We start from the raw sequence: 23,524 nt of genomic DNA on the forward strand, positions 1-23,524 counted from the left end.
CCCTGCGGCCTAGGCTTGTGCTATCAAACAGCCGCCAACCGTCAGCCTTCCGATGCCAAGCAAACCTCCGGTGTGCGCAGCCTCCATGCCTCTGGCCCTGCCCGCCGCCAGCAACACCTACGACTACGTCCAACTCAGCGACGGCGAACGCGCCTGCACGCCGCTGGCCGAAGAAGTCGCCCTGGCCATTGCCTATAACGGCCTCAACCAGGCGGTGATGCTGGTCAGCCCAACCGACCTGGAAGACTTCGCGGTCGGTTTCAGCGTCGGCAGCGGCATCGTCGAAGGCACGGCGGAAATCTATGACCTGAAGCTGTCCGGCAGCGGCTCGGCGATGTACGCCGACCTGGAGATCTCCAGCCGTGCGTTCTGGAACCTGAAGAACCAGCGCCGCCAACTGGCCGGCACCAGCGGTTGCGGCCTGTGCGGGGTGGAAGCCCTGGAGCAGGCGCTGCCGGACCTGAACGCACTGCCTGGCGCACCGCTGCCGCCGGCGCAATGGCTGGCGGGCCTGCGTGAACGCATCGATGCATTCACACCGCTGGGCCAGCATTGCGGCGCCGTGCACGCCGCTCTGTTCATGAACGCCCAGGGCGAATTGCTGATGGGCCGCGAAGACATTGGCCGGCACAACGCCCTCGACAAGCTGATCGGCGCCTTGCTGCGCCAAGGCGTCAGCACCGAGGGCGGCCTGGCCATCGTCACCAGCCGCTGCAGCCTGGAGCTGATCCAGAAAGTACTGCGCGCCGGCATCCAGACCCTGGTCAGCCTCTCGGCGCCCACCGGCCTTGCCCTGCAATGGGCACGCAAGCACAACCTCAACCTCATTCATCTGCCCAAACACAGTGCACCGCGGGTCTACAGCCCAGCGGCGGAGTCGTAACAGCCGTGACCTCGTACCAGCAACTCCCGGACAACGCCCCAGCCTCCACCCCTCGCTACCAGCCCTACCACGGCCCCGCCGGTGGTTGGGGCGCGCTGCGCAGCGTGGCCAAGGCCTGGGTCGGCAGCGACAACGCGCTGAAGAACATCCGCGCCCTGCTCAAGACCAACCAGAACGGCGGCTTCGACTGCCCCGGCTGCGCCTGGGGCGATTCGCCCGAGAGCGGCATGGTCAAGTTCTGCGAGAACGGCGCCAAGGCGGTCAACTGGGAAGCCACCAAACGCCGTGTCGATGCGGCGTTCTTCGCTCGCTACAGCGTCAGCGCATTGCTGCAGCAGAGTGACTACTGGCTTGAGTACCAGGGCCGCCTGACCGAGCCGATGGTCTACGACCCACAAAGCGATCGCTACCAGCCGATCGCCTGGGATGCCGCCTACGCACTGATCGCCCGCGAGCTGAACAAGCTGGCCACCCCTGACCAGGCCGAGTTCTACACCTCCGGCCGTGCCAGCAACGAAGCAGCCTACCTGTATCAGCTGTTCGTGCGCGCCTATGGCACCAACAACTTCCCCGACTGCTCGAACATGTGCCACGAAGCCAGCGGCGTGGCGCTGGGGCAGAGTGTCGGCGTCGGCAAGGGCACCGTCACCTACGACGACTTCGAGCACGCCGACGCGATCTTCGTCTGGGGCCAGAACCCAGGCACCAACCACCCACGCATGCTCGACCCGCTGCGCGATGCGGTAAAACGCGGCGCCCAGGTGGTCTGCGTCAACCCGCTCAAGGAACGTGGCCTGGAGCGCTTCCAGCACCCGCAGAACCCGCTGGAGATGCTGACCAACAGCGACCGCCCGACCAACACCGCGTTCTTCCGCCCGGCGCTGGGCGGTGACATGGCGTTGCTGCGCGGCATGGCCAAGTTCGTCCTGCAATGGGAGCGCGAAGCGCAGGCCAAGGGCGAGCCGGCCGTGTTCGACCACGTGTTCATCGCCGAACACGGCCATGGCGTGGAGGAATACCTGGCCGCGGTAGACGCCACCTCCTGGGCGCACATCCAGGAACAATCCGGCCTGACGCTGGCCGACATCGAACTGGCTGCGCGTATGTACTGCCGCGGCAAGCGGGTGATCATGTGCTGGGCGATGGGCATCACCCAGCACCGCCATTCGGTGCCGACCATCCAGGAAATCGTCAACCTGCAGATGCTGCGCGGCAACATTGGCGTGCCGGGCGCCGGCCTGTGCCCGGTGCGTGGCCACAGCAACGTGCAGGGCGACCGCACCATGGGCATCAACGAGCGCCCACCAGTGGCCCTGCTCGACGCCATGGAAAAGCGCTTCAACTTCCCGGTGCCGCGGCACAACGGCCACAATACCGTCGAGGCGATCCACGCCATGCTCGACGGCCGTTCGAAAGTGTTCATCGGCCTCGGCGGCAACTTTGCCCAGGCCACCCCGGACACTGAACGTACCGCCCAGGCCCTGCGCAACTGCGAACTCACCGTGCACATCAGCACCAAGCTCAACCGCAGCCACCTGATCCACGGCAAGCAGGCACTGATCCTGCCGTGCCTGGGCCGCACCGACATCGACCTGCAGGCCGACGGCCCACAGGCAGTCACCGTGGAAGACTCGTTCAGCATGGTCCACGCCTCCAATGGCCAGCTCAAGCCGCTGTCGCCACAGATGCGCTCGGAGCCTGCCGTGGTTGCCGGCATCGCGGCCGCCACCCTGGGCAAGCACCCGGTGGACTGGCACTGGCTGGTGGCCGATTACGCGCGCATCCGCGACCTGATCGGCGACACCATTGCCGGCTTTGCCGGCTTCAACCAGCGCCTGGCCCACCCGGGCGGTTTCTACCTGGGCAACAGCGCCGGCAGCCGCCAGTGGAAGACCACCACGGGCCGCGCCAACTTCAAGGCCAACCTGCTGCCCGATACCCTGATCGACGAGCGCGTGCGCGCCAGCGGCCAATTGCCGGACCTGATCATGCAGTCGATGCGCTCCCACGATCAGTACAACACCACCATCTACGGCCTGGACGACCGTTACCGCGGCGTGCGCGGCCAGCGCGAGGTGCTGTTCGCCAACGAAGCCGACATCATCCGCCTGGGCTTCCAACCAGGGCAGAAGGTCGACATCGTCTCGTTGTGGGGGGATGCGCATGTGCGCCGTGTGCACGGCTTCACATTGCTGGCCTTCGACATCCCTGCCGGGCAGGCGGCGGCGTACTATCCGGAAGTGAACCCGCTGATTCCGCTGGAAAGCATTGGCGACGGCAGCCATACGCCGACGTCCAAGTTCGTGGCCATCAAGCTCGAACGCGCTCGCGACGACGGCCGAATCCTCTAAGCGAAAGTACCCGGCTAAAAGCAAAAAAGCCCTGAACCGCGAGGTCCAGGGCTTTGTCACAATAAGCTCAGACAAGCGAAAATCGATAAAGTTTCATAGCAAATACAGTAACTTAGAGAATTGTGTACAACTCGTGTTACTCGTCGGATTTTCGTTGCCAGCGGGCTTGCGTAGCCTCAAATTCGCCCTCGTCATCCCTATGAGGCTTTCTCGATGAAGAAGTACTCCTCGATTCTGTTGTTGTCTTTCAGCTTGCTCAGCGGCGTTGCCATGGCAGGCGGCAATACCGAGGCTGGCATTGGCGGCGCATTGGGTGGGGTACTCGGCTCCGTAGTGGGCAACTCCATCGGTGGTAGCACTGGCGGTGCCATTGGTGCCGGCCTGGGCGGTGCGGCCGGCGGTGCCCTGGGTGCCGACAAGCGCCAGCGTGGCGAGGCCGCCATCGGTGGCGCACTGGGCGCCGCAGGCGGTAACGTGGTCGGTCGCTCGGTGGGCGGCACCACCGGCAGCTACATTGGTGCGGCCGCAGGCGGCGGTGCCGGTGGTGCGCTGGGTAACTACATGGGCAACAAGGCCGATGAAGACGAGCGCCATGACGAGCGCCGCTACCGTCGCGATTACGACGACCGTCGCCACTACGACCGTGGCCGCCACTATGGTCACCGCAAGCACCGTCACTGGCGTGACTGATACCTGGGGCTCAGCCTGCGGGTAACAAGAGCCCTGCCCTCACCGGCAGGGCTTTTTCATGCCTGCAACTCGAGTTGCAGGCCGGCCAGGATCATCTGCAACGCTTCGGGCAGTGGCACTGGCCTGCCGCTGGCGCGCTCGATGAACACCTGCACCACCGTCCCCGCCGCGCACGCATCGGCCTCCCCCGGACGGTAGAGCGCCAGGCGGTACTCCACCGTACTGCCTGCCAGCCGCGTCACCCCAAGACCCACCTCCAGCACATCCGGGAAGCCCGGCAAGGCGTAGAAGTCTGCCGTCGAACTCACCACGAAGGCCACCAACTCGCCATCGCGCAGGTCCACATCTGCCTGTTCGACAAGGAAGGCCTGGATGGCGGTTTCGAAGAAGCCATGCACGGTGGCGCCAGCGATGTGGCCGTTGACGTCGTTGTCCTGAGGGCGGGTGAGGATGGGGTGAAAGTGGGAGAAGGCGGTGCGATTGGGAGATTCGATCATGAGTTATCCACAATTGGTTACATCAGAGAGAAGCTTCCCACAACAAGTCAGGAAGGCCTATAGTCGCAATCAACTATAGATTGCATAGCATGGTGCATTCCCAATGAAACCGAGAACCACACCCGTGCCTACTCATCAGCTGGACCATGCAACCCTTGGCCGAATGGCAGAATCAGGCCGAATCAACGCAACGCACATTGTAGGCCAGCCCGGAGGCTGGGCAGTTCAGGTTGACGTCAACCATCAGGAACATGTGCTCATCGCACAACGCAGTGGCAATGTCAGGCTGTTCAAGAAATTCGAGACCTTGGTGACCTACTTGCTCGACCTCGGTATTGATCATTTCCAGGTCGATGCGTCCACCTTCGACCCGAGCCAGCTGAACACCTATCAACGCCCTGACCGTGCGCTGGCACTCAAGCGAGCTCATGAGGCAGCAGCCTACGAAAGCTGGTTTGCCGAACAGGTCGAGGCAAGCCTCGAAGATGTGTCCCCCGTGATCGAGGACGATGACGCGGAGCGGCAGTTCGCCGCCTACCGCGCCAACCTCAAGGCCAAGATCCGCTGATGCGCCTTGTTTGGCGAAAAATGGCTCTGAAAGACCGATTTCGCATCATGGAGCGCATTTCCCAAGACAATCCTGCCGCAGCCATTCTGCTGGACGAGACCTTCAGAGACAAAGCCAGGCGCGCCACTCAGACACCGGCGCTCTATAAAGCCGGCAGGTATCCAGGAACGAGAGAAATCGTCGTAAGGCCAAATTACGTGTTGGTCTACCGGGTCATGGACGATTGCATTGAAATCATCAGAATCCTCCATGCGCGACAGCAGTGGCCCTGATCCAGACACAAAAAAGCCGCCCCAAGGGGCGGCTCTCTTGTTACGGCTGGGTCCGCTTACAGCTGCGGGCCAGCGGCCTTGATGGCGTCGGAAACTTCAAACTTCTTGAAGTTTTCGATGAACAGCTTGGCCAGGCCTTGGGCGGCCTCGTCGTAGGCAGCCTTGTCAGCCCAGGTAGCGCGTGGGTTGAGCAGCTCGGTGTCAACGCCCGGAACGGCCTTCGGCACGTCCAGGTTGATGATGTCCAGGTGCTCGGTTTCGGCGCCGACCAGAGCACCGCTCTGGATGGCGGCGATCACGCCACGGGTGGTCGGGATGCTGAAGCGCTTGCCAACGCCGTAGCCACCGCCGGTCCAGCCGGTGTTGACCAGGTAGACCTTGGAACCGAACGCGTTGATACGCTTGATCAGCAGCTCGGCGTACTCGCCAGCCGGGCGCGGGAAGAACGGTGCGCCGAAGCAGGTGGAGAAGGTCGACTTGATGCCGCCGCCCGAACCCATTTCGGTGGAACCGACCAGCGCGGTGTAGCCGGACAGGAAGTGGTAGGCCGCCTGCTCGTTGTTCAGGATCGAAACCGGAGGCAGAACACCGGTCAGGTCGCAGGTCAGGAAGATGACGGCGTTCGGCTCACCACCCAGGTTGGCTTCGGCGCGCTTGGCGACGTGCTCCAGCGGGTAGGCGGCACGGCTGTTCTGGGTCAGGCTGACATCGGCGTAGTCGGCGTGCTTGTTGGCGTCGAGAACGACGTTTTCCAGCACGGCGCCATGCTTGATGGCTTTCCAGATGACCGGCTCGTTTTTCTCGGACAGGTCGATGCACTTGGCGTAGCAGCCGCCTTCCATGTTGAAGACAACACCTTCGCCCCAACCGTGCTCGTCATCACCGATCAGGTAACGGCTTTCGTCGGCCGACAGGGTGGTCTTGCCGGTGCCCGACAGGCCGAAGAACAGGGTCACATCGCCTTCTTCGCCGATGTTGGCAGCGCAGTGCATCGGCAGCACGTCGGCGGCCGGCAGCAGGAAGTTCTGCACCGAGAACATGGCTTTCTTCATTTCACCGGCGTAACGCATGCCAGCGATCAGCACCTTCTTCTGGGCGAAGTTGATGATCACGCAGCCGTCGGAGTTGGTGCCGTCGCGCTCAGGCTCGCAGACGAAGTTGGCGACGTTGAGGATCTGCCACTGGTCGCGACCGGCCGGGTTGAACTGGCCTGGCTCCGGGTTGATGAACAGGCAACGACCGAACAGGTTCTGCCAGGCAGTCTGGGTGGTCATCTTCACCGGCAGGTAGTGCTCGGCAGCAGCCCCTACGTGAACGTAGGAAACGAAGTGATCCTGGGCGTTGTTGAACGCCTCGACGCGAGCCCACAGGGCATCGAACTTGTCGGCCGGGAACTTGCGGTTGATCGGGCCCCAGGCGATGGCGGCCTGGGTGGAAGGTTCTTCGACGATGAAACGGTCAGCCGGCGAGCGGCCAGTACGGTGGCCAGTTTCGACTACCAGTGCGCCAGTATCGGCCAGCACGCCTTCACCGCGTTGCAGCGCTTCTTCAACCAGCTTATCGACGCTCAGGTCGGTGTACACGGTGTTGTTGGCTTGCGTCATGAGATACCCCATCCGGCCCGAGGCCGAGTGCTCCAAACGTTTTGTAGTTGTCTCGAAAAAACTACTACAGCGAAAAAAGTGGCCGGATTATGCCAGAAACGCCCAAAAAAAGTAGGCCCCTCCTGTCGTAACCGCGCTTTTGCGCAATTCGACAGGAGATTCCCCTGAAATTAAACGTTTCAGTGGCGAGTTTCTGACGCCGCTTCCGTGCCGCCACCGGCAAACAGTTGCGCCACATCGCTGGCATCGAAGAAATAGCGCTGGTTACAGAACTGGCAATCGATCTCCACTGTACCACCGCACTCCTCGACCAGCGCCTTGGCATCGTGCTCGCCCAAACTGACCAGCGCATTGCCGGAACGTTCGCGCGAGCAGCTGCACTTGAAGCGCAGCGGCTGGATGTCGAACAGGCGTACCGCGTCTTCGTGATAGAGGCGGTGCAGCAGGGTTTCGTTGTCTTCCGACCACTCTTCGGGCTTGAGCGTCTTGGCCAGGGCAATCACGTGCTGCCAGCTGTCCTCGCGCTCTTCGTCGTCCGGCTGGCGATCGCGAGGCAGCTGCTGCAGCAGCAGGCCGCGGGCCTTGCCGCCTTCGGCGTTGAGCCAGAAGCGGGTGTTGAGCTGCTGCGACTGCACGAAGTAGTTGGTGAAGCACTCCGACAGGTTGGCACCGTCCAGGTCGACGGTGCCCTGGTAGCGCTGGCCCTTGACCGGATCGATGGTCAGGGTCAGGTGGCCGCCGGGCATCAGTTGCTCCAGGGTGGCATCGGCCGGGATCTGCTCCGCTTCGTAGCGGGCCATGCCACGGATGTCACGCTCACCCGAGCATTCGACCATCAGCAGCGGGATCGGCCCTTCGGAGCGCGCCTGCAGGATCAGCAGGCCGTCGAACTTCAGCGCGCCGACCAGCAAGGCGGTGGCAGCCATCAGCTCGCCTAGCAGCGCCTGCACCGGCTGCGGGTACTCGTGACGCGCCAGCACCGCGGCGTAGCTGTCATCGAGAGACACCCACTCGCCGCGCACGTCGCGCTCGTCGAAGATGAAACGTTGGGTGAAATCGGTATCAGGCAAATCGCTCATAGGTTTTGGCTATCTGAAAATGATGACAAAATGGTTACACGGGATGTCGAACTACTGCGAGATCCCGTGGGAGAGCGCCCACAAGGCACTCTTGTTCCTGTTTGCAATAGAGGTATTTTATGGACAATCGACCACTGTTCCAAGCAAGGTGGTCCTGGGGGCCATTGGCAGCCTGTACGCTGCTTCCCATCGCTCTACTGTGTTTCTGGTTATGGCCTATTGGCCAGATCCTGTGCCTGACTTTCGACGAGTGGCTATTCCATAGCCTCAATACGCCATTGGCCGACAACACCACCTGGCGCTACATCTGGACCGTCGGCAGCCTGCGCCCTTTCGACATCGTCGTCGGCCTGACCCTTCTGGCCGTGCTGATCCGTGGCGATTGGGTGTTCAAGGCCAGCCAGGTTCGCGAAGCCTTCTTTGGCTTCCTGGTCACGCTGCTCCTATTAGTGGTGATTCGCGCGCTGTTTTCCAAGTGGGTGGATGCAATGGGCTGGCAACATGACAGTCCTTCGATGGTGTTCGACCACGTGGTGCACCTGAGCAGCTACTACCCGAACCTGGAAAAAGCGTGGGAGCTGAAAGACCGCTCCAGCAACAGTTTCCCTGGTGATCACGCCTCGGTGCTGCTGATCTGGGCCTTGTTCATGAGCCTGTTCAGCCGCCGCCTGGTGCAACACCTGGTGATCTGGGGCCTGGCCTTCCTGTTCATGCTGCCGCGGCTGGTGGCCGGGGCGCACTGGGGACAGGACGATTACATCGGCGGCCTGCTGATGGCGGTGCTGGCGTTGGGCTGGAGCTGCCACACGCCGCTGGCGGCCAAGGGGAGTGCCTTGCTGCTGCGCTGGACGGCGCCATTGTTCGCCATTGCGAAGAAGGTGCCATTGGTCGGACGGTTGGCGGTAATCCGCTAGAGCCCAGGGGCTGCTTTGCAGCCCATGGCAGGCAAGCCAGCTCCCACAGGTATTGCGCAAGTTCCGAGATTTTTGCCGTTCCTGTGGGAGCTGGCTTGCCTGCGATGGGCCGCGCAGCGGCCCCGGCTATTCAAAGCTCCCATGCAGCTGGTGAATCTGCCGCCGCTGCTTCTTGTTCGGCCGGCCATCGGTGGTCACCCCCATCGCCCCCGCCTTGCGCATCTCGGCTGCCTGCTCGCGGCGGCGCACGCTGTCTTCGGTCTCTGCATACAGCGCCTGCGCCTCAGGCGCCCCGCGCCGCACCACCGACAGCGCCTTGACCACGACCGTGCGCTCATCGAACCCGGTGCGCAACACGAACTCATCACCCACCCGCGGCTCCTTGCCCGGCTTGCAGCGCTCGCCCCGGCAATGCACCTTGCCGCTTTCGATCGCGGCCTTGGCCAGCGCACGGGTCTTGTAGAACCGCGCCGCCCACAGCCATTTGTCCAGGCGGACCTTGTCGTCGTCCTCGGCTTTTTGTGCCATCTCGTTACCTCGAATTCTGTCTTTCATCGAACTGTACTACCGTAACTGACGGATGCAAAAAGTCCCCGCCGTGCTTACAGTTCACCACCTTATCCGCAGGGTGTGCTTCGTGAAGAAATTTGACCATCTGACAGTGATCGGCCTGCGCGAGTGGGTGGCCCTGCCCGACCTGGGTGTGGCGGGCCTGCGCGCCAAGATCGACACCGGCGCCAGCACTTCCAGCCTGCATGCCACCGAAGTCGAGCCGTTCGAGCGTGACGGGCAACCGTGGGTACGCTTCACCGCTCACCTTGGCTCGGTGGTGCAGTTGCGTCACCGCCGCTGTGAAGCGCCGCTGGTGACCATGAAGACCATCAAGAGCTCCAACGGCCAGGCGCAGACGCGTTACGTGATCCGCACCACACTGGCCCTGGGCGATGCGGTGTGGGAAGTCGAGTTCACCCTGGCCTGCCGCAAGAACATGCGCTATCGCCTGCTGCTGGGTTCCAAGGCGCTCATACACGGCCAACTGGTGGTCAACCCTGGCCTTAAATACGTGCAAGACAAACCGGCCTATCCGGCCACCCTCTCCCCTGTCACAGGTGCTGCATGAAGATCGCTGTGCTGTCGCGCAATCCGCGTCTGTATTCCACCCGCCGTCTGGTCGAAGCCGGTACCCAGCGGGGCCATGAAATGGTGGTGATCGACACCTTGCGGGCCTACATGAACATCGCCAGCCACAAGCCGCAGATCCACTACCGCGGCAAGCCGCTGGAGGGCTTCGATGCGGTGATCCCGCGCATCGGCGCCTCGGTGACCTTCTACGGCTGCGCGGTCCTGCGCCAGTTCGAGATGATGGGTGTGTACCCGCTCAACGAATCGGTGGCCATCGCCCGCTCACGTGACAAGCTGCGCTCGCTGCAACTGCTGTCGCGCCGCGGTATCGGCCTGCCGATTACCGGTTTCGCCCACTCCCCGGATGACATCCCCGACCTGATTCAGATGGTCAACGGCGCGCCGCTGGTGATCAAGGTGCTGGAAGGCACCCAGGGTATCGGCGTGGTGCTGTGCGAAACCACCAAGGCTGCCGAGTCGGTGATCGAGGCATTCATGGGGCTGAAGCAGAACATCATGGTCCAGGAGTACATCAAGGAGGCCGGCGGTGCGGATATCCGCTGCTTCGTGGTGGGCGACAAGGTGATCGCTTCGATGAAGCGCCAGGCCAAGCCGGGGGAGTTCCGCTCCAACCTGCACCGCGGTGGGGTGGCGAGCCTGATCAAGATCACCCCCGAAGAGCGCATGACGGCCATTCGTGCCGCCAAGGTGATGGGGCTGAGCGTGGCAGGTGTGGATATCCTGCGTTCGAATCACGGGCCGTTGGTGATGGAGGTGAACTCGTCGCCGGGGCTGGAGGGCATCGAGGTGACCACCGGCAAGAACGTCGCCGGGATGATCATCGAGCACTTGGAAAAGAATGGCGGGCCGAATCAGACCCGGACCAAGGGCAAGGGCTGACTCTAGCCTGTACCGGCCTCTTCGCGGGCAAGCCCGCTCCCACAGGGTGCTCCAAAGGCATCAGGACATGTGAATCACCTGTGGGAGCGGGCTTGCCCGCGAAAGGGCCGGTACAGCAGAAACACATTCAGACCGCATTACGCGGCAGCAACAGCCCCAATGGCAGCCTTACCCGCGCCTCGATCCCACCCCCGGACCGGTTGCGCAACTCCACATTCCCGCCATGCTGCGCCGCGATCCGCTTGACGATCGCCAACCCCAGCCCGGTCCCCTTGCCCCCGCGGGCACGGTCGCCGCGGATGAACGGGTTGAAGATGGTTTCGAGCTCCGATTCGTCGATCCCGGTACCCCGGTCCAACACGCTGAGCACCACATACGGCGCACTTTCGTCACCGGACACATAGGCCGCTACCTCGACGCCCTTGCCAGCATGATGCAGGGCATTGCCGATCAGGTTGCCGAGCATGCGCTTGAGCGAAACCCGACGCAGCGGGAACGGCGGAATCGGCTCCAGGCACAAGCGCACACGCTCTTGCGGCTGGTTGTAGGGCGCCACCACTTCACGCACCAGGTCAGCCAGGTCGACCTCCTCGACCGGCTCGTCCCGCCCATCGCGAATGAACGCGAGGAACTGGTCAAGAATCGCGTCCATGTCCTCGATATCGCGGACCATGTCGTCACTCAGTTCGCTGTCGCTGTCCAACAACGACAACGACAGGCGCAGGCGCGTGAGCGGCGTACGCAGGTCATGGGAAACCCCCGCCAGCATCAGCTCGCGCTCACGCCCGGCCTGTTCGACGTCCTCGGCCATCTGGTTGAAGGCGCGGTAAACCTCGGTCATCTCGCTGGGCGTGTCACTGATCGGCAAGCGCACGCTGCGCCCCTGGCCCACCTGCCGGGCGGCGAACACCAGGCGCTTCAACGGTTGGTTGAGCTGGCGCACGAAGATCCACGCCGAGGCGGTCGACAACAGGCCGATGGCCAGGAACCAGCCCAGCACGTTCCAGATCTTCTGCCCACGTAGCGGGTGCGGGTACAACGGCACCTTCAGCCAACCCGGGCCCAGGCTCGGTGCGTTCACCCATAGCGCTGGCGGCGCATGGATGCGCAGGCGCACCTCGGTGTCTTCACCCAGCTCGGCCTGCATCTGCCGCTGGTAGATCTCGCTGTATGGCCAGTGCTGCTCGCCCTCCGGCACGCCGGAACCGGTGACCCGGATCAGCCCTGCGGCTTCGGCGATCTTGTCGCGGTTCTCTTCATCCGCGGCCCAATAGGCGCGCAGGGTCAGCGCCACACCGTGGCTGTACTGCCGATCCACCAGCACGTCCTCGTTCATCAGCAGGTAGACCAGCGTCAGTGCCTTGGAGAACAGGACAACGATCAGCACCAGCCACAACGTGCGGGCGAAGAAGCTTTGCGGAAACCAGAGCGGTGTTTTCATCGACGACGAAACATCATTTGCCGGCGTTTCCGTCTGGCACGAACACGTAACCTACGCCCCACACCGTCTGGATGTAGCGTGGCTTGGACGGGTCCGGCTCGATCATGCGGCGCAGGCGCGAAATCTGCACGTCGATGGAACGCTCCAGGGCATCCCATTCGCGGCCACGGGCCAGGTTCATCAGCTTGTCGCGGGTCAGCGGCTCACGGGCGTGCATCACCAGTGCCTTGAGCACGGCGAACTCGCCGGTGGTAAGCATGTGCACTTCGTCGCCACGCTTGAGTTCGCGGGTCGCCAGCGACAGCTCGTAGTCGCCGAAGGTGACCGACTCGTCCTCGCTGCCGGGGGCACCCGGCACACTCGGCGACTGGCGACGCAGCACGGCCTTGACCCGTGCCATCAGTTCGTCCGGGTTGAACGGTTTGCCCAGGTAGTCGTCGGCACCCAGCTCCAGGCCCTTGATGCGGCTGAGCTCGTCACCTTTGGCGGTGAGCATGATGATCGGGATCTGGTTGTTCTGCTGGCGCAGGCGCTTGCATGCAGACAGGCCGTCCTCGCCCGGCAGCATCAGGTCGAGCACCACCAGGTTGAACACCTCACGCTGCAGCAGGCGGTCCATCTGTTCGGTGTTGGGCACCGCGCGGGCGCGGTAGCCCTTGCTGGTGAAGAAACGTTCCAGCAGGCTGCTGAGCCCCGGATCGTCGTCGACGATGAGAATCTTGTCACCTTCAGCGGTGTTTGGCGTGCCGGTCATGAATAACTCCTCTGATATCGCCGCGCATTATGGCGTAGCCATTGCTGCACGTTGCGTGAGCATTGTTAGCAGATTTTTCCCCGGGCGCCAGTTCCGACTGGCCGGGCGCCATCACCGCAAGCCGTTTGCGATGGGTATAATGCGCGGCTTTCATCCAGCGCCACCGGGCCGAAGGCCCACCGGCGACCCCCGTATTCACAAATGTCAGGTGGTTTACATGGACAGCATCAACAGCCGTATCGCCGAGGAACTGGGCGTACGCCCCCAGCAGGTCGAGGCGGCCGTGGGCCTGTTGGACGAAGGCTCGACCGTGCCCTTCATCGCCCGTTACCGCAAGGAAGTGACCGGTAGCCTCGACGATACCCAGCTGCGCCACCTGGAAGAGCGCCTGCGCTACCTGCGCGAACTCGACGAGCGCCGCGCCAGCATCCTGTCCAGCATCGAGGAGCAGGGCAAGCTGACCCCGGAACTGGCCCGAGAGATCAAGCTGGCCGACACCAAGACCCGCCTCGAAGACCTCTACCTGCCGTACAAGCAGAAGCGCCGCACCAAGGGCCAGATCGCCCTGGAAGCCGGCCTCGGCGAACTGGCCGACGGCCTGTTCAACGACCCGAACCTGGCGCCGGAAAGCGAAGCCGCGCGCTTCGTCGATGCCGAAAAAGGCGTGACCGACGTCAAGGCCGCGCTGGAGGGTGCCAAGTACATCCTCATGGAGCGCTTCGCCGAAGACGCCTCCTTGCTCGAAAAGCTGCGCAACTTCCTCAAGCAGGAGTCGGTGCTCAGCGCCCGCGTGGTGGCCGGCAAGGAAGAGGAAGGCGCCAAGTTCCGCGACTACTTCGCCCATGACGAACTGCTGCGCACTGCGCCTTCGCACCGCGCCCTGGCGATCTTCCGCGGGCGCAACGAAGGCGTGCTGAGCGCCTCGCTCAAGGTCGGCGAAGAGCTGCCCGGCACCCTGCACCCGTGCGAATTGATGATCGGCAACCACGTCGGCATCGAAAACCGCAGCCGCCCGGCCGACAAGTGGCTGGGCGAGGTGGTGCGCTGGACCTGGAAGGTCAAGCTCTACACCCACCTGGAAACCGACCTGTTCGGCGAACTGCGCGACAACGCCGAAAGCGAGGCGATCAACGTCTTCGCCCACAACCTGCACGACTTGCTGCTGGCCGCCCCGGCCGGCCCGCGCGCCACCCTGGGCTTCGACCCGGGCCTGCGCACCGGCTGCAAGATCGCCGTGGTCGATGCCACCGGCAAGCTGCTGGACCACACCACGGTCTACCCGCATGCGCCGAAGAACGACTGGGACCGCACCATTTCCATCATGGCCGCCCTGTGCGCCAAGCATTCGGTGGAGCTGATCGCCATCGGCAACGGCACCGCCAGCCGCGAGAGCGACAAGCTGGTGGCCGAGCTGGTCAAGAAGTACCCGGCACTGAAGATCACCAAGATCATGGTCTCCGAAGCCGGCGCTTCGGTGTACTCGGCGTCGGAGCTGGCCGCCCGTGAGTTCCCGGACCTGGACGTGTCGATCCGTGGCGCCGTGTCGATCGCCCGTCGCCTGCAGGACCCGCTGGCCGAGCTGGTGAAGATCGACCCGAAATCCATCGGGGTCGGCCAGTACCAGCACGACGTCTCGCAAATCAAACTGGCCCGCGGCCTGGACGCTGTGGTCGAGGACTGCGTGAACGCCGTGGGCGTAGACGTCAACACCGCGTCGGTGGCGCTGCTGACCCGTATTTCGGGCCTGAACGCTACCCTGGCCCAGAACATCGTCGCCCACCGCGACGCCAACGGCCCGTTCGCGACCCGTGCAGCGCTGAAAAAGGTCAGCCGCCTGGGCGAGAAAACCTTCGAACAGGCTGCCGGCTTCCTGCGCGTGATGAACGGCGACAACCCGCTCGACGCGTCCGCCGTGCACCCTGAGGCCTACCCGCTGGTGCAGCGCATCGCCGCCGGCACCGAGCGCGACATCCGCTCGCTGATCGGCGACAGCAGCTTCCTCAAGCGCCTGGACCCGAAAAAATTCACCGACGAGACCTTCGGCCTGCCGACCGTCACCGACATCCTGCAGGAGCTGGACAAGCCTGGCCGCGACCCGCGCCCCGAGTTCAAGACCGCTACCTTCCAGGATGGCGTCGAGGACCTCAAGGACCTGGAACCGGGCATGATCCTCGAAGGCGTGGTGACCAACGTCACCAACTTCGGCGCCTTCGTCGACATCGGTGTGCACCAGGACGGCCTGGTGCACATCTCTGCGCTGTCGGAGAAGTTCATCAAGGACCCACGCGAAGCGGTCAAGGCCGGCGACGTGGTCAAGGTCAAGGTCATGGAAGTAGACATCCCGCGCAAGCGCGTCGGCCTGTCCATGCGCATGAGCGACACCCCGGGCGAAAAGGTCGAAGGCAACCGCGGCGGCAACCGTGGCAATGGCGGCAACCGCCAGCAACAGGCGCCACGCCAGCGTGAAACCGCCACTGCAGCCCCGGCCAACAACGCCATGGCCGCGCTGTTCGCCAACGCCAAGACGCTGAAGAAGAAGTGATGGACATCCCCAAGGACTTGGTCCAAAGCGCCTACAGCCAGCTCCTTGGCTGCCGCGTGCAACGCCTGGATACCGGCGTTGCCGAGGTGGCCCTGGCGCTCGAACCGCAACTGCGCAACCGCGGCCAGAAGCTGCACGGCGGGGCGATCTTCAGCCTGGTGGACATCGCCATGGGCCTGGCCTGCTCGGCCAGCCACGGCTTCGACCAGCAGAGCGTGACCATCGAATGCAAGATCAACTACCTGCGCGCCGTCAGCGACGGTGAGGTGCTGTGCACGGCCCGCGTGCTGCATGCCGGGCGCCGCACCCTGGTGGTCGACGCCGACGTAGTTCAAGGCGACAAACTGGTGGCAAAAGCGCAAGGAACCTTCGCGGTTCTCTAGCTCACCAAGCTGTATATGCGGTATTTTTCGGCAGTGCGCTGGCACTGCCGGAACCGCGTAAACCAGGCGACAACGCCAGTTCCTTTTTTCCTACCCTTGTAGACCGTCATCTCTACCCCCATATTGGGGCGACTGACGCGTGAAGGAATACATCTTGAGCGACCTCCTCAACCGCCGCCTGAGCCTGCTCGGCGCCAATCTTCCCCTGCTCAAGCAGTGCCTGCACGGTATTGAGCGCGAATGCCTGCGCGTGACTGACGAAGGTCGCCTGGCCCAGACCCCACATCCGGAAGCCCTGGGATCGGCGCTGACCAACGAGCAGATCACCACCGACTATTCCGAGTCGTTGCTGGAGTTCATCACCCCGGCCCTGCCCGACCCGGCCAAGGTGCTCGAAAGCCTCGAACAGACCCACCGCTTCGTCTACAGCAAGCTGGGCGACGAGTACCTGTGGAGCCCGTCGATGCCCTGCACGCTGCCGGCCGAGGAGGACATCCCGATCGCCGAGTACGGCACCTCGAACATCGGCAAGCTCAAGCACGTCTACCGCAAGGGCCTGGCCCTGCGCTACGGCCGCACCATGCAGTGCATCGCCGGCATCCATTACAACTTCTCGCTGCCTGAAGCGCTGTGGCCACTGCTGCGCGACGCCGAAGGTGGCGAGGAAAGCGACCGCGACTACCAGTCCTCGGCGTACATCGCGCTGATCCGCAACTTCCGCCGCTACAGCTGGCTGCTGATGTACCTGTTCGGTGCCTCGCCGGCGCTGGACAAAGGCTTCCTGCGCGGCCGCCCGCACCAGCTCGAAGAGCTCGATGCCGAAACCCTCTACCTGCCCTACGCCACCAGCTTGCGCATGAGCGACCTGGGCTACCAGAGCAACGCCCAGGCCGGCCTCACGCCCTGCTACAACAACCTCGCCAGCTACACCGACAGCCTGCGCAAGGCCGTGGGCACGCCCTACCCGCCCTATGTCGAGGTGGGTACGCACGTGGATGGCGAATGGGTGCAGTTGAACACCAACATCCTGCAGATCGAGAACGAGTACTACTCGAACATCCGCCCCAAGCGCGTCACCTACACCGGCGAGCGGCCGATCCAGGCGCTGACCTCGCGCGGCGTGCAGTACGTCGAGGTGCGTTGCCTGGACATCAACCCGTTCCTGCCGGTGGGCATCGACCTGACCGAAGCGCGCTTCCTCGATGCGTTTCTGCTGTTCTGTGCCCTCGATGAGAGCCCGCAACTGGACAACGGCGAGTGCGGCCAGTGCACCAGCAACTTCCTCACCGTGGTCAAGGAAGGCCGCCGCCCAGGCCTTGAACTGCACCGCAACGGCCAGCCTGTCGGCCTGCGTGAGTGGGCCAGCGAACTGATCAGCCGCATCGGCCAGCTGGCCGGGCTGCTCGATCAGGCTCAGGGCAGCGACGATCACGCCAAGGCCCTGGCGGCCCAACAGGCCAAGGTCGACGACGCCTCGCTGACCCCGTCGGCCCAGGTGCTGGCGCGCATGACCGAGCATGACGAAAGCTTTGTCGAGTTCTCCCTGCGCCAGAGCCGCCTGCACGCCGAGACCTTCCGCGAGCAACCGCTGTCGGTCGAGCAGCAACAGGCCTTCGAGACCCTCGCTCGCGAGTCGCTGGCCAAGCAGTCCGAGCTGGAGCAGGAGGAAGTCGGTGACTTCGACCTGTTCGTCGGCGCCTACCAGGCCAGCATCCTGGCCATCAGCAACTGATGAGCCGCACCGCCACCCAGCGCAAGCCGCGCGCCAGCAGCCAGGCCAGGATCGAGGCGATCCTGGTCGCCGCGCGTGAGCTGCTGGCCGAACACGGGGTGGCGGGGCTGTCGATCTACAGCGTGGCCGAGCGGGCGCAGATCCCGCCGTCGTCGGTGTATCACTTCTTCGCCAGCGTGCCAGCCTTGCTGGAGGCGCTGACGGCTGACGTGCACCGGGCTTTTCGCGAGGCCTTGAGCGCGCCGATCGACAGTCGCGCGTTCGCCACCTGGCACGAGCTGTCGCGGCTGATCGAGCAGCGCATGCTCGACATCTACAACGAGGATGCGGCAGCGCGGCAATTGATTCTGGCCCAGCATGGGCTCAGTGAAGTGGTGCAGGCCGACCGGCAGCACGACATGGAACTGGGCGACCTGATGTACAAACTGTTCGACCAGCATTTTCACCTGCCGGTGATGCCGGCCGATGTGGATGTGTTCGCTTTGGCCATGGAGCTGAGCGACCGGGTGTATGCGCGGTCGGTGCAGTTGCATGAGGCAATCACCCCGCGCATGTCCGAGGAAGGCAAGCGGGTGTTCGAGGCGTATCTGGGGCTTTATCTTCCGCCGTTTCTGGCCAAACGTACCCGCTGAAAGAATGGGGCCGCGCTGCGGCCCTTCGCGGGCAAGCCCGCTCCCACAGGGGTCCGCGCAAGATCTGATTACTGCGCAGTACCTGTGGGAGCGGGCTTGCCCGCGAAAGGCTGCAAAGCAGCCCCTGATACCCGCATCACAGCTTGGCGATGGACACTTCAGTCGACTTCACGAAGGCAATCACTTCGCTGCCCACCTGCAGTTCCAGCTCTTTCACGGAGCGGGTGGTGATCACCGAAGTGACGATGCCCGAAGCAGTCTGCACGTCGATTTCCGACAGTACCGGCCCTTCGAGGATTTCTTTCACGGTGCCTTTGAACTGGTTGCGGACGTTGATGGCTTTGATGGTCATGGCTTGATTCCTTCTCTTTGGCTACTAGGGTTCAGTGCGCCCAACGCAGCTGCGTGGGCAAAGGGGCTACAGGGTCCGGCTCGGGCGCAGTGCCCGGGGCCGACAGAACACGGTTGAGCACTTCGCTTTCCAGCGCGGCCAGGCGGTGCGAACCACGCGCCCTTGGCCTTGCCAGGTCTACGGTGAGGTCCAGGCCGACTTCGCCGTCTTCGATCAGGATCACCCGATCAGCGACGGCCACCGCCTCGTTGACGTCGTGGGTCACCAGCAGCACGGTAAAGCCGTGCTGGCGCCACAGGCGTTCGATCAGTTGCTGCATCTCGATGCGGGTCAGCGCATCCAGCGCACCCAACGGCTCGTCCAGCAGCAGCAGGCGCGGTTGATGGATCAGGGCGCGGGCCAAGGCCACGCGCTGCTTCTGGCCACCGGACAACGCTGCTGGCCATTCATTGGCACGGTCAGCCAGGCCGACCGCCTCCAGCGCATCCAGTGCCCGCTGGCGCCAGTCACCACTGAGCCCCAGGCCAACGTTGTCGATCACCTTCTTCCAGGGCAGCAGGCGCGCCTCCTGGAACATCAGCCGCGTTTCCTCGCGGGCCTCGCTCAGCGGCGCGGCACCGGCCAGCAACTGGCCGGCGGTCGGCTGGTCGAGACCGGCCAGCAGGCGCAGCAAGGTGCTCTTGCCGCACCCACTGCGACCGACGATGGCAACGAACTGGCCGGCCGGGATATGCAGGTCGATACCTTTCAATACTTCCCGCTGACCAAAGGCCTTGCGCAGGCCGTTGGCGGCCAGCGGGATGCCACGCAGCAGGCGTGGCGGCTGTTCCTTGAGCACAGTCATGCGCCCTCCTTCTTGGCCACTTGATAGGCCGGGTGCCAGCGCAGCCACACTCGTTCCAGGCCGCGGGCGGCGAGGTCGGCAAGCTTGCCAAGCACGGCGTACAGGACGATGGCCAGTACCACCACGTCGGTCTGCAGGAACTCGCGGGCGTTCATGGCCAGGTAGCCGATGCCGGCGTTGGCCGAAATGGTCTCGGCGACGATCAGGGTCAGCCACATGAAGCCCAGGGCAAAGCGCACGCCGACCAGGATCGATGGCAGCGCACCGGGCAGGATCACCTGGCGGAACAGGCCGAAACCGGACAGGCCATAGCTGCGGGCCATCTCCACCAGTGCCGGGTCGACATTGCGGATGCCGTGGTAGGTGTTCAGGTAGATCGGGAACAGCGTGCCCAGCGCGACCAGGAAGATCTTCGCCGACTCGTCGATACCGAACCACAGGATCACCAGCGGGATCAGCGCCAGGTGCGGCACGTTGCGGATCATCTGCACCGAGCTGTCGAGCAGGCGTTCGCCCCAGTTCGACAGGCCGGTGATGAAGCCCAGCACCAGGCCGATACTGCCGCCGATCACGAAGCCCAGCCCGGCCCGCCAGCCACTGATGGCCAGGTGGCTCCAGATTTCACCGCTGCGCACCAGCTCGACGCCAGCGCTGACCACCGCGCTCGGCGCAGGCAGGATGCGGGTCGACAGCCAGCCGGCGCTGACCGCCAACTGCCAGGCCGCCAGCAGCAGCACTGGCAATGCCCAGGGCGCCAGGCGCTGGCTCAGTGTGGTGGAGGTTGCACGACTCATGACCCGGCCCTCAGCTCTGCGCGACGGACTTGGGCAGGATGTCGTTGGCGACCATCTCGCCGAACGGGCTCACGTAGCCGCCCGCCTTGGCTTGCTCCGGCCGCTGCACATCGAGGTGCGGGAACAGCAGCTCGGCAACCCGATACGACTCTTCCAGGTGTGGATAACCAGAGAAGATGAAGGTATCGATACCCAGCGCGGCGTATTCCTTGACCCGCGCCGCCACGGTCGGGCCATCGCCGACCAGCGCAGTGCCGGCACCGCCGCGCACCAGGCCGACACCGGCCCAGAGGTTGGGGCTGACTTCCAGGTTGTCGCGGTTGCCCTTGTGCAGGGCGGCCATGCGCTGCTGGCCGACCGAGTCGAAACGCGCCAGGGAAGCCTGGGCGCGGGCGATGGTGTCGTCGTCCAGGTGCGAGATCAGCTTGTCGGCGGCAACCCAGGCTTCTTCGTTGGTTTCCCGCACGATCACGTGCAGGCGGATGCCGAAGCGCACTTCGCGCCCCTGGGCGGCGGCTTTCTCACGCACCTGGGCGATTTTCTCGGCAACGGCACTTGGTGGCTCGCCCCAGGTCAGGTACAGCTCGACCTGCTCGGCGGCGAGGTCCTGGGCCGCGTCCGACGAGCCACCGAAGTACAGCGGCGGGCGCGGTTGCTGGATCGGTGGGTAGAGCAGCTTGGCGCCCTTCACCTGGATGTGCTTGCCGTCGTAGTCGACAGTTTCGCCTTCCAGCACCTTGCGCCAGATGCGGGTGAACTCGACCGAGGCTTCGTAGCGCTCCTGGTGGTTCAGGTGCAGGCCGTCGCCGGCCAGTTCATCCGGGTCGCCCCCGGTCACCAGGTTGAACAGCGCACGGCCGTTGGACAGCCGGTCGAGGGTAGCGGCCTGGCGTGCGGCCACGGTCGGCGAAATGATGCCTGGGCGCAGGGCCACCAGGAACTTCAGGCGCTGGGTCACCGGGATCAGCGACGCGGCCACCAGCCAGGAATCCTCGCAGGAACGCCCGGTGGGGATCAGCACGCCGCCGAAACCAAGGCGGTCGGCGGCCTGGGCGATCTGCTGCAGGTAACCGTGATCGACCGCACGGGCGCCGTCGGATGTGCCCAGGTACTTGCCGTCACCGTGGGTAGGGAGGAACCAGAAAATGTTAAGGCTCATTGGAGTTGTCTCCTCAAGGGTGGCTCATGCCGGGGCGGCGCCCCGGCGCAGGCGAATCAATCAAGGCGCAGTGGCGACCTTGGCCGGGGGTGTCCAGATCACGTCCTTGATGCTCAGCGGCTTGGGAATCAGCTTGAGCGCCTGGAAGGTGTCGGCAATCTTCTGTTGAGCGGCCACCACTTGCGGGGTGAGCGGCTGGGCACCGTAGCCTTGGCGTTTGACCGAGGTCAGGGTGATGTCGGCCGGCAGGCCGAGCAGTGGCGCGACCTGGTTGGTGACTTCCTGCGGGTTGGCCTGGGACCACTGGCCCACGGCACGCACTTCGTCGATCAGGGTGCTGATCACCGCCGGGTGCTGGGTGGCATAGTTGCGGGTCGCCAGGTAGAACTGGTGGTTGTCGACCAGATCCTTGCCATCACGCAGGGTACGGGCCTGCAGCTGTTGCTCGGCGGCGGCCTGGTACGGGTCCCAGATCACCCAGGCATCGACGCTGCCACGCTCGAAGGCGGCGCGGGCATCGGCAGGTGGCAGGTAGACGGGCTGGATGTCGCTGTATTTGAGGCCGGCATCTTGCAGGGCGCGGACCAGCAGGTAGTGAACGTTGGAGCCTTTGTTGAGGGCGACTTTCTTGCCTTTGAGTTCTTTCACCGACTGGATCGGCGAGCCTTTCGGCACCAGGATCGCTTCGCTGTGCGGCGCCGGTGGCTCGTAGGCCACGTAGAGCAGGTCGGCACCCGCAGCCTGGGCGAACACAGGCGGCGTTTCGCCGGTGACGCCGAAGTCAATCGAGCCGACGTTCAGCCCTTCGAGCAGTTGCGGGCCGCCGGGAAACTCGGTCCATTGCACTTGCACGCCCTGCTCGGCCAGGCGCTTCTCCAGCGTGCCCTTGGCCTTGAGCAGCACCAGGGTGCCGTATTTCTGGTAGCCGATACGCAGGCTCTCGGCCTGGGCTTGGGTGATGGCGCCGAAGGACAAAGCCGCCGCAAACAGGGCGACCAGACCACGACGCAAGAAGACTGTGCGCATGGCGCTCTCCTGTGCGATTGGGGTTCGGGTTGCACCTGCTTGCCTCGTTGGCGGGCGAGTAAGGTGGTGGAGCGATGACTCGGCCGGTCAGTGGTTTCGGCGTTGCCTTGTGTTCTGTTGGAGTGACATTAACAGGCTGTACATATATCTAGAAATCATATTTTTTCATTTGTTTATTCCATTTTATTAGTCAGACCTGAGGGCACCTGCCACAGCACCTGTGGGAGCGGGCTTGCCCGCGAAGAAGCCACCACTGTTCCCGCAGGCATAAAAAAGGGCCGTCGAAACGGCCCGAAAATCCCTGCTATGGCTAAGAGCAATGCAACGAGGAATTCATCAACGGTTAGGTTGCGGGGTCAGCCGCAGATAGGGTTTCACTGCCCGGTACCCTTTCGGGAAGCGCTGCTTGATCTCGTCTTCGTCCTTCAGCGAAGGCACGATCACCACCTCGTCGCCGTCCTGCCAGTTACCTGGCGTGGCGACCTTGTGGTTGTCGGTGAGCTGCAGCGAGTCGATCACCCGCAGGATCTCGTTGAAGTTGCGCCCGGTACTGGCCGGATAGGTGATGGTCAGGCGCACCTTCTTGTTCGGGTCGATGACGAACAGCGAGCGCACGGTGAGGGTGTCGCTGGCATTGGGGTGAATCAGGTCGTACAGGTCGGACACCTTGCGGTCGGCGTCGGCGATGATCGGGAAGTTGACCACGGTGTTCTGGGTCTCGTTGATATCCTCGATCCACTTATGGTGCGAGTCGACCGGGTCGACCGACAGGGCGATGGCCTTCACGCCGCGCTTGGCGAAGTCTTCCTTGAGCTTGGCGGTCAGGCCCAGTTCGGTGGTGCACACCGGGGTGAAGTCCGCCGGGTGGGAGAACAGCACACCCCAGCTGCTGCCCAGCCATTCGTGGAAGCGGATCTTGCCTTCACTGGATTCCTGCTCGAAGTCCGGGGCGATGTCGCCGAGTTTGAGGCTCATGGGGTGCGGC

The 23,524-nt window shown here is 63.9% G+C and carries 23 protein-coding genes and 1 pseudogene; 12 read left to right on the plus strand and 12 right to left on the minus strand.

Going from position 1 to position 23,524, the window contains the following annotated elements:
- Positions 1-52 precede the first annotated feature (52 nt).
- From fdhD to CAF78_RS07460, 3 genes are all read left to right on the plus strand, one after another.
- Positions 53-883, plus strand: a complete 831-nt coding sequence (fdhD, locus tag CAF78_RS07450; RefSeq protein ID WP_085678683.1) for a formate dehydrogenase accessory sulfurtransferase FdhD — start codon at positions 53-55, stop codon at positions 881-883.
- Between the two features lie 5 nt (positions 884-888).
- Positions 889-3,234, plus strand: coding sequence for an FdhF/YdeP family oxidoreductase (locus tag CAF78_RS07455; RefSeq protein WP_085678680.1), 2,346 nt, complete (start codon positions 889-891; stop codon positions 3,232-3,234).
- Positions 3,235-3,447: 213 nt separating this feature from the next.
- The gene (locus tag CAF78_RS07460) at positions 3,448-3,924 is read left to right on the plus strand and encodes a glycine zipper domain-containing protein (protein ID WP_085678677.1); all 477 of its coding nucleotides are present in this window, start codon (positions 3,448-3,450) and stop codon (positions 3,922-3,924) included.
- A gap of 56 nt (positions 3,925-3,980) precedes the next feature.
- On the opposite strand, the gene CAF78_RS07465 is transcribed toward CAF78_RS07460, so the two are convergent.
- A complete protein-coding gene (locus CAF78_RS07465) occupies positions 3,981-4,421 on the minus strand; it encodes a thioesterase family protein (protein ID WP_085678674.1) in 441 nt (146 codons plus the stop codon).
- 253 nt (positions 4,422-4,674) lie between these two features.
- Here CAF78_RS07465 and CAF78_RS07470 point away from each other — a divergent pair, with 253 nt between their 5' ends.
- Entirely contained in the window at positions 4,675-4,989 is a 315-nt protein-coding gene (locus tag CAF78_RS07470; protein WP_256573963.1) for a hypothetical protein, read from the plus strand.
- Positions 4,989-5,261, plus strand: a complete 273-nt coding sequence (locus CAF78_RS07475; RefSeq protein ID WP_085678668.1) for a type II toxin-antitoxin system RelE/ParE family toxin — start codon at positions 4,989-4,991, stop codon at positions 5,259-5,261. Before CAF78_RS07470 ends, CAF78_RS07475 begins: the two co-directional genes overlap by 1 nt.
- Before the next feature lie 56 nt (positions 5,262-5,317).
- Here the strand turns inward: CAF78_RS07475 and CAF78_RS07480 are convergent, their stop codons facing one another.
- Both CAF78_RS07480 and hslO read right to left on the minus strand, forming a co-directional pair.
- On the minus strand, positions 5,318-6,865 hold the full coding sequence (locus CAF78_RS07480; RefSeq protein ID WP_085678665.1) for a phosphoenolpyruvate carboxykinase: 1,548 nt from the start codon (positions 6,863-6,865) through the stop codon (positions 5,318-5,320).
- 179 nt (positions 6,866-7,044) lie between these two features.
- Complete coding sequence (hslO, locus tag CAF78_RS07485; protein ID WP_085678662.1) at positions 7,045-7,944, minus strand: Hsp33 family molecular chaperone HslO; 900 nt, start codon at positions 7,942-7,944, stop codon at positions 7,045-7,047.
- 119 nt (positions 7,945-8,063) lie between these two features.
- Here hslO and CAF78_RS07490 point away from each other — a divergent pair, with 119 nt between their 5' ends.
- Positions 8,064-8,858, plus strand: coding sequence for a phosphatase PAP2 family protein (locus CAF78_RS07490; RefSeq protein WP_085678659.1), 795 nt, complete (start codon positions 8,064-8,066; stop codon positions 8,856-8,858).
- A gap of 126 nt (positions 8,859-8,984) precedes the next feature.
- On the opposite strand, the gene CAF78_RS07495 is transcribed toward CAF78_RS07490, so the two are convergent.
- A complete protein-coding gene (locus CAF78_RS07495) occupies positions 8,985-9,386 on the minus strand; it encodes an RNA-binding S4 domain-containing protein (RefSeq protein ID WP_085678656.1) in 402 nt (133 codons plus the stop codon).
- A gap of 109 nt (positions 9,387-9,495) precedes the next feature.
- On the opposite strand from CAF78_RS07495, the gene CAF78_RS07500 reads away from it, so the two are divergent.
- On the plus strand, positions 9,496-9,978 hold the full coding sequence (locus tag CAF78_RS07500) for an ATP-dependent zinc protease (protein ID WP_085678653.1): 483 nt from the start codon (positions 9,496-9,498) through the stop codon (positions 9,976-9,978).
- Complete coding sequence (rimK, locus tag CAF78_RS07505; protein ID WP_015268602.1) at positions 9,975-10,880, plus strand: 30S ribosomal protein S6--L-glutamate ligase; 906 nt, start codon at positions 9,975-9,977, stop codon at positions 10,878-10,880. Before CAF78_RS07500 ends, rimK begins: the two co-directional genes overlap by 4 nt.
- Before the next feature lie 127 nt (positions 10,881-11,007).
- On the opposite strand, the gene CAF78_RS07510 is transcribed toward rimK, so the two are convergent.
- Positions 11,008-12,321 carry an ATP-binding protein gene (locus CAF78_RS07510; RefSeq protein WP_085678650.1) on the minus strand — a complete coding sequence of 438 codons (1,314 nt, stop codon included), beginning with the start codon at positions 12,319-12,321 and terminating at the stop codon, positions 11,008-11,010.
- Between the two features lie 13 nt (positions 12,322-12,334).
- Positions 12,335-13,075, minus strand: coding sequence for a two-component system response regulator OmpR (gene ompR / locus CAF78_RS07515; protein ID WP_079230429.1), 741 nt, complete (start codon positions 13,073-13,075; stop codon positions 12,335-12,337).
- A gap of 217 nt (positions 13,076-13,292) precedes the next feature.
- Here ompR and CAF78_RS07520 point away from each other — a divergent pair, with 217 nt between their 5' ends.
- The 4 genes from CAF78_RS07520 (at position 13,293) to CAF78_RS07535 (ending at position 18,364) form a co-directional block, all read left to right on the plus strand.
- Positions 13,293-15,617, plus strand: a complete 2,325-nt coding sequence (locus tag CAF78_RS07520; RefSeq protein ID WP_085678647.1) for a Tex family protein — start codon at positions 13,293-13,295, stop codon at positions 15,615-15,617.
- On the plus strand, positions 15,617-16,000 hold the full coding sequence (locus CAF78_RS07525) for a PaaI family thioesterase (RefSeq protein WP_085678644.1): 384 nt from the start codon (positions 15,617-15,619) through the stop codon (positions 15,998-16,000). Before CAF78_RS07520 ends, CAF78_RS07525 begins: the two co-directional genes overlap by 1 nt.
- A 154-nt stretch (positions 16,001-16,154) precedes the next feature.
- Positions 16,155-17,732: a glutamate--cysteine ligase gene (gene gshA / locus CAF78_RS07530; protein ID WP_177408505.1), complete on the plus strand. Its 1,578-nt coding sequence runs from the start codon at positions 16,155-16,157 to the stop codon at positions 17,730-17,732.
- Entirely contained in the window at positions 17,732-18,364 is a 633-nt protein-coding gene (locus CAF78_RS07535) for a TetR/AcrR family transcriptional regulator (RefSeq protein ID WP_085678637.1), read from the plus strand. Before gshA ends, CAF78_RS07535 begins: the two co-directional genes overlap by 1 nt.
- A gap of 136 nt (positions 18,365-18,500) precedes the next feature.
- On the opposite strand, the gene CAF78_RS07540 is transcribed toward CAF78_RS07535, so the two are convergent.
- The 6 genes and pseudogenes from CAF78_RS07540 to CAF78_RS07565 all read right to left on the minus strand — a co-directional run bounded on the left by CAF78_RS07540 (position 18,501) and on the right by CAF78_RS07565 (position 23,514).
- Complete coding sequence (locus CAF78_RS07540; RefSeq protein ID WP_008095172.1) at positions 18,501-18,716, minus strand: molybdopterin-binding protein; 216 nt, start codon at positions 18,714-18,716, stop codon at positions 18,501-18,503.
- A gap of 31 nt (positions 18,717-18,747) precedes the next feature.
- Positions 18,748-19,585: pseudogene (ssuB, locus tag CAF78_RS07545) on the minus strand (aliphatic sulfonates ABC transporter ATP-binding protein).
- The gene (ssuC, locus tag CAF78_RS07550) at positions 19,557-20,354 is read right to left on the minus strand and encodes an aliphatic sulfonate ABC transporter permease SsuC (RefSeq protein WP_085678631.1); all 798 of its coding nucleotides are present in this window, start codon (positions 20,352-20,354) and stop codon (positions 19,557-19,559) included. Before ssuC ends, ssuB begins: the two are co-directional and overlap by 29 nt.
- Positions 20,355-20,364: 10 nt before the next feature.
- Complete coding sequence (ssuD, locus tag CAF78_RS07555; RefSeq protein ID WP_085678628.1) at positions 20,365-21,513, minus strand: FMNH2-dependent alkanesulfonate monooxygenase; 1,149 nt, start codon at positions 21,511-21,513, stop codon at positions 20,365-20,367.
- Positions 21,514-21,573: 60 nt separating this feature from the next.
- Entirely contained in the window at positions 21,574-22,539 is a 966-nt protein-coding gene (locus tag CAF78_RS07560; RefSeq protein WP_085678625.1) for a sulfonate ABC transporter substrate-binding protein, read from the minus strand.
- 336 nt (positions 22,540-22,875) lie between these two features.
- Entirely contained in the window at positions 22,876-23,514 is a 639-nt protein-coding gene (locus CAF78_RS07565; protein ID WP_027917624.1) for a peroxiredoxin, read from the minus strand.
- Positions 23,515-23,524: the final 10 nt, after the last annotated feature.

The sequence above is a fragment of the Pseudomonas sp. R28(2017) genome, assembly GCF_002112505.1.
In the GTDB taxonomy this organism is placed as follows: Bacteria; Pseudomonadota; Gammaproteobacteria; order Pseudomonadales; family Pseudomonadaceae; genus Aquipseudomonas.